This window comes from Gillisia sp. CAL575 (assembly GCF_000403785.1).
In the GTDB taxonomy this organism is placed as follows: Bacteria; Bacteroidota; Bacteroidia; order Flavobacteriales; family Flavobacteriaceae; genus Gillisia.
Window position 1 is genome coordinate 1 of the sequence record NZ_APHJ01000049.1, and the last position, 4,330, is coordinate 4,330.

Consider the following 4,330-nt stretch of genomic DNA (forward strand, 5'->3'; position numbering starts at 1 on the left):
AGGATCTGGAGGCATCGTGAAAGATTTACCGCCAAAGAGATCGGTGCTGCAATGTATTTTCCAGCTTCTCTTGTGAATATCAATTCCTATGAATAACTTTGGTAATGCAGTAACTCGGGTTTCCATATCTTTAGTTTTTATAGTGATTATTAAAGATACTCGATTACTGCTTTTTCATGGATGCTAACAGCAAATAGCGGGTATTGTAGTGAAAAGAGTTATTTTAGAGACCAAGTAAAAACTAACAAAGCCGACAAGTTTGCGTACCTACTCCACTCTACTTGCGTTAAACAAGACCGTTGGCATTCATTGCGAATAATGTATATCTTTAGAAATTCAACCAATTATAACATACACTATGAATAAAAATTTAGCAATTCTGGGGTTATTTATTCTATCATTTATTTATTCATGTGAAACTGATAATTCTCCACAAGAACCGGAGGTGATTCCTGAAATAGAAAATTTAGAAATTCTAGATCCTAATTTTAAACATGCGTTATTAAATACTAATTGTGTTGATTCTAATGATGATGGTATAGGTGATAGAAATATTGATTTAAATGATGATGGAGAAATTCAAAAGATGGAAGCAGAATCAGCAAAAAGTATAATACTGAAATTTAATTACGAAGAAATTATCACATCTGTTGACCTTAGAGGTATCGAAAACTTTATAAATATTGAGAAATTAGAGATAACTAGAGGAGAATCTGGTTATATAGAAAATACTAATGAAAATGAAATTTCATATGACTTAACAAGCCTAATAAAACTCACACATTTAAAAATAAAATATTTAGAAACTAATTACATTGAAAAAATTAATTTATCAGGACTCAATAATTTAATAGAAACTGATCTCTCTGAAAATAATGCATCATATTTTGTGCAACCAGATGAATTAGCTTACCCAAAAGACTATGTTGAATTTAATTTTGAGGGATGTAATAAGATGATGGATCTTAAATTGAGAAATAGTTTTTTAATTATTGATTTTTGCCAGATTCCATCTTTGAAAAGATTAGATATGTCTTATTTAGAAGGAGGAGAACCAGAGGTTTTTGATTTTCATTGTTTAAAAGTTTTAGAATGGCTTGATATATCTGAAAATTATATAGAAACTCTTATTTTAAAAAATGAATCAGTCTTAAATACACTTCTGGTAAATGATATTGGTACGGTAAGAGACGCTAATTATCCTTTTGTTGATTATATATGTATTGATGATATTCAAGAAGAGCATAATCAAATATCTGGGATAATTGATGAAAATACAGAGATCTCCTTTGATTGCTCATTCTAATTTTCGTGAAATATCGCAACGCAACGAAATGCCAACATCGTTTAACAGCAAATAGCGGGCAGTCTGGTGAAAAGTGCTATTTTAGAGACCAAGTAAAATTCAACAAAACCGACAAGTTCGCGTCCTAACTCCACGCCACTTGCGTTAAACAAGACCGTTATAGAGCATTTTTTAACAAAACCACGAATGACAAATTTATTAATTGATACTTGTGTATGGCTTGATATTGCAAAGTCAACAAAGGGAGAAGGTATCTTACATTTAATAGAACAATTAATCAGCGAAAATAAAATTGAACTTATTATACCTGAAATTGTTCTCACAGAATTTGATAGAAACAAAGACAGAACAATTGCAAGTGCGAAAAAAAGTGTTTCGGAACACCTGAAAAAAGTACGTGAATTGGTGTTTTCTTATTCAGACAAGGACAACAGGCAAAACATCTTAAATGAATTGAATAATCTCGATCATTTAATTCCAATTAAAAGTGACATAGTTACATATTCTATAACTAGAATTGAAACATTATTTAAACAAAGCCTAATAATAAGAATAGATAATGATATTAAAATAAAAGCCACTGATCGTGCAATTAATAAATTAGCTCCATTTCATTTATCTAAAAATAGTATAGGCGATGCATTAATCATTGAATCATATGCAAAATTTCAAAGAGAAAATAAAAAAGAAAAAATCGCTTTTGTAACGCATAATAAAAATGACTTCAGCTTACAAAATGGGAATCAAAAACTCCCTCACGAAGACTTAATGGATATTTTTAAAAATTCCAATTCAAATTATTATATCAATCTACTAGATTGCTTAAATGATATAGAACCAGATTTTATTGAAGAACTTGGAGTTTTTGAAAACTGGGAAACTGATCCAAGAGGAATAACTGAGATTTCAGATAAAATAAAAGAATTTGACAAGAAGATTTGGTACAATCGTCATAAAATACTAGAAACTAAAATTGAAAATGGAGAAGTTCAAATTATAGATTATACGGATTTCCATTCACAAAGTATTCAAAATTCCATTGTAAAAGAAATTTGGGAAACCGCAAAACAAAACGCTAAAATAGTTGAGGAAAACTATGGCAAAGAAAATCTTGATTTCGACGACTTTGAATGGGGTATGATTAACGGAAAATTATCTGCTTTAAGATGGATTCTAGGTGAAGAATGGGACAATTTAGATACGTGATAAAAACGCTCTATAACATCGGTTAAGCGCAAATAGCGGGCATTCTGATGAAAAGTGTTATTTTAGACATCAACCACCAAACAACAAATCCGACAAGAACGTGTCCCTACTCCACGCTACTTGCCTTAACCAAGACCGTTGCCAGCAATACTAACACAAAATTCTGCTGAAAGAATATTTTTTCATTTTATTATTGAAAAGTAAACTAATTAGTTAACTTTGTGATGTGATAAGAGAAGTAATTGCATACAAGGAAAAATTTGTTGAATTCTATAATTCCCAAGAAGATAAAATTCAAAGAAAAATAGAATACGCATTGGATTTAGTTCGACACGAGAAAAAGGTTCCACAAAAATTCTTTAAAGCTTTAAAAAATACAGATGGAATTTATGAAGTACGTGTAATTACCACTTTTAAAAGTATTCGGATTCTATGTTTTTTGGATGGCGGAAATTTAGTTGTATTGACAAATTGTTTCCTCAAAAAAACTCAAAAGACTCCGAAAAAAGAAATCAGATTAGCTGAGAAATTAAAGAAAGAATATTTAATAGATAAAGATAATTGAAATGAAAAATGTAACACGATTTGAGGATATGCTTATCGACAAATATGGTAAGAAAGGAACTAAAGAACGTGATAAATATGACTCTGAATCTCTTTCTTTCAGATTGGGTATTATGCTTAAGGAAGCTAGAAAATCAGCAAAACTAACACAAGAAGAACTTGCTGATCGTACAGGAACAAAAAAAAGTTATATTTCAAGAATTGAACGCGGACTGAGCGATATTCAGATTTCGACTTATCAAAAATTAATCGAACTTGGACTTGAAAAACAACTGAATATATCAATCGGATAAAACGTACTGCAGGCAACATCGGTTAAGCGCAAATAGCGGGCAATTGAGTGAAAAGTGTTATTTTAGACACCAAGAAACTAACAACTAAGCCGACAAGAACGCATCCCTACTCCACGCTACTTGCCTTAACCAAGACCGTTGGCATTCATAGTTAGAAAGCTCATAAATAATAGAAAAATCCGACTTATTCTGTACTAAATGACTAATTCAAAAGAATTACAAAAACGGATTAAAATATTTATTAAAGAGTCTGACTTTTTAATTAGCCAAGGATTAATTTCTGACAAATCCTTTAAAAATTATAAAAACCAGATTCACCTTATCTTAAGCGAAGTAATTAAATCTGACTTAAATAAGAATATTAAAGCTAATGCGATAAAGGCTTTAAAACCTTACACGATGAAGTGGAAATCCAAATTCTTCCTCTTTAACTGGATTTATTCTTTACTAATATTTAAAATAGCCTATAACTTTAATATGCCTTTTCTGACAGGAGAAAGTAAATCTGATAATTATAAAACTCAAATACAGCACATAAAAATGCAATTAGAAACTATCGACTTTAAATTAAAAAACTGATTGAAAATTTTAGAATACTACGAAATGCCAACATCGGTTAAGCGCAAATAGCGGGTATTCCAATGAAAAGATATTTTTTAGACATCAAGTAACAAACAACAAAGCCGACAAGGACGCGTCCCTACTCCACGCCACTTGCCTTAACCAAGACCGTTGTAAAACATTGCTCAGAAAGAAAATTACGTAAAGAAAATTGTTAAAATTTTGATTGACAACAACCAATCTTTCGCAACTGATACGCTGAATATTTCAAGATTTTGGAATACAATAAAAACCACTAAATTCTGATTTTAGTCAACAGAATTCGGAAAGATGAAAAATGTAAAAAACCATACTCTTCCGATCAGTACGCTGACTTTTACTCTGACGGGAAAAAGTAAAA

5 protein-coding genes are annotated in these 4,330 nt (G+C 30.6%); all 5 read left to right on the top strand.

Annotated elements, in window-relative coordinates:
- Window positions 1-358: 358 nt before the first annotated feature.
- The 5 genes from I130_RS14545 (at window position 359) to I130_RS14565 (ending at window position 3,948) form a co-directional block, all read left to right on the top strand.
- Window positions 359-1,306, top strand: coding sequence for a hypothetical protein (locus I130_RS14545; RefSeq protein WP_034924874.1), 948 nt, complete (start codon window positions 359-361; stop codon window positions 1,304-1,306).
- Window positions 1,307-1,492: 186 nt separating this feature from the next.
- Window positions 1,493-2,512, top strand: coding sequence for a PIN domain-containing protein (locus I130_RS14550; protein ID WP_034924876.1), 1,020 nt, complete (start codon window positions 1,493-1,495; stop codon window positions 2,510-2,512).
- A gap of 226 nt (window positions 2,513-2,738) precedes the next feature.
- The gene (locus I130_RS14555; protein WP_034924881.1) at window positions 2,739-3,077 is read left to right on the top strand and encodes a type II toxin-antitoxin system RelE/ParE family toxin; all 339 of its coding nucleotides are present in this window, start codon (window positions 2,739-2,741) and stop codon (window positions 3,075-3,077) included.
- A 1-nt stretch (window position 3,078) separates the two neighbouring features.
- Complete coding sequence (locus I130_RS14560) at window positions 3,079-3,369, top strand: helix-turn-helix domain-containing protein (RefSeq protein WP_034924884.1); 291 nt, start codon at window positions 3,079-3,081, stop codon at window positions 3,367-3,369.
- A 198-nt stretch (window positions 3,370-3,567) separates the two neighbouring features.
- Window positions 3,568-3,948, top strand: coding sequence for a hypothetical protein (locus I130_RS14565; protein WP_034924886.1), 381 nt, complete (start codon window positions 3,568-3,570; stop codon window positions 3,946-3,948).
- The last annotated feature ends 382 nt before the right edge of the window (window positions 3,949-4,330 follow it).

Excerpts from the sequence above, each read along its gene's own strand:
- I130_RS14545 (WP_034924874.1), top strand. The coding sequence starts at position 359 with ATGAATAAAAATTTAGCAATTCTGGGGTTATTTATTCTATCATTTATT.
- I130_RS14550 (WP_034924876.1), top strand. The coding sequence starts at position 1,493 with ATGACAAATTTATTAATTGATACTTGTGTATGGCTTGATATTGCAAAG.
- I130_RS14560 (WP_034924884.1), top strand. The coding sequence starts at position 3,079 with ATGAAAAATGTAACACGATTTGAGGATATGCTTATCGACAAATATGGT.
- I130_RS14565 (WP_034924886.1), top strand. The coding sequence starts at position 3,568 with ATGACTAATTCAAAAGAATTACAAAAACGGATTAAAATATTTATTAAA.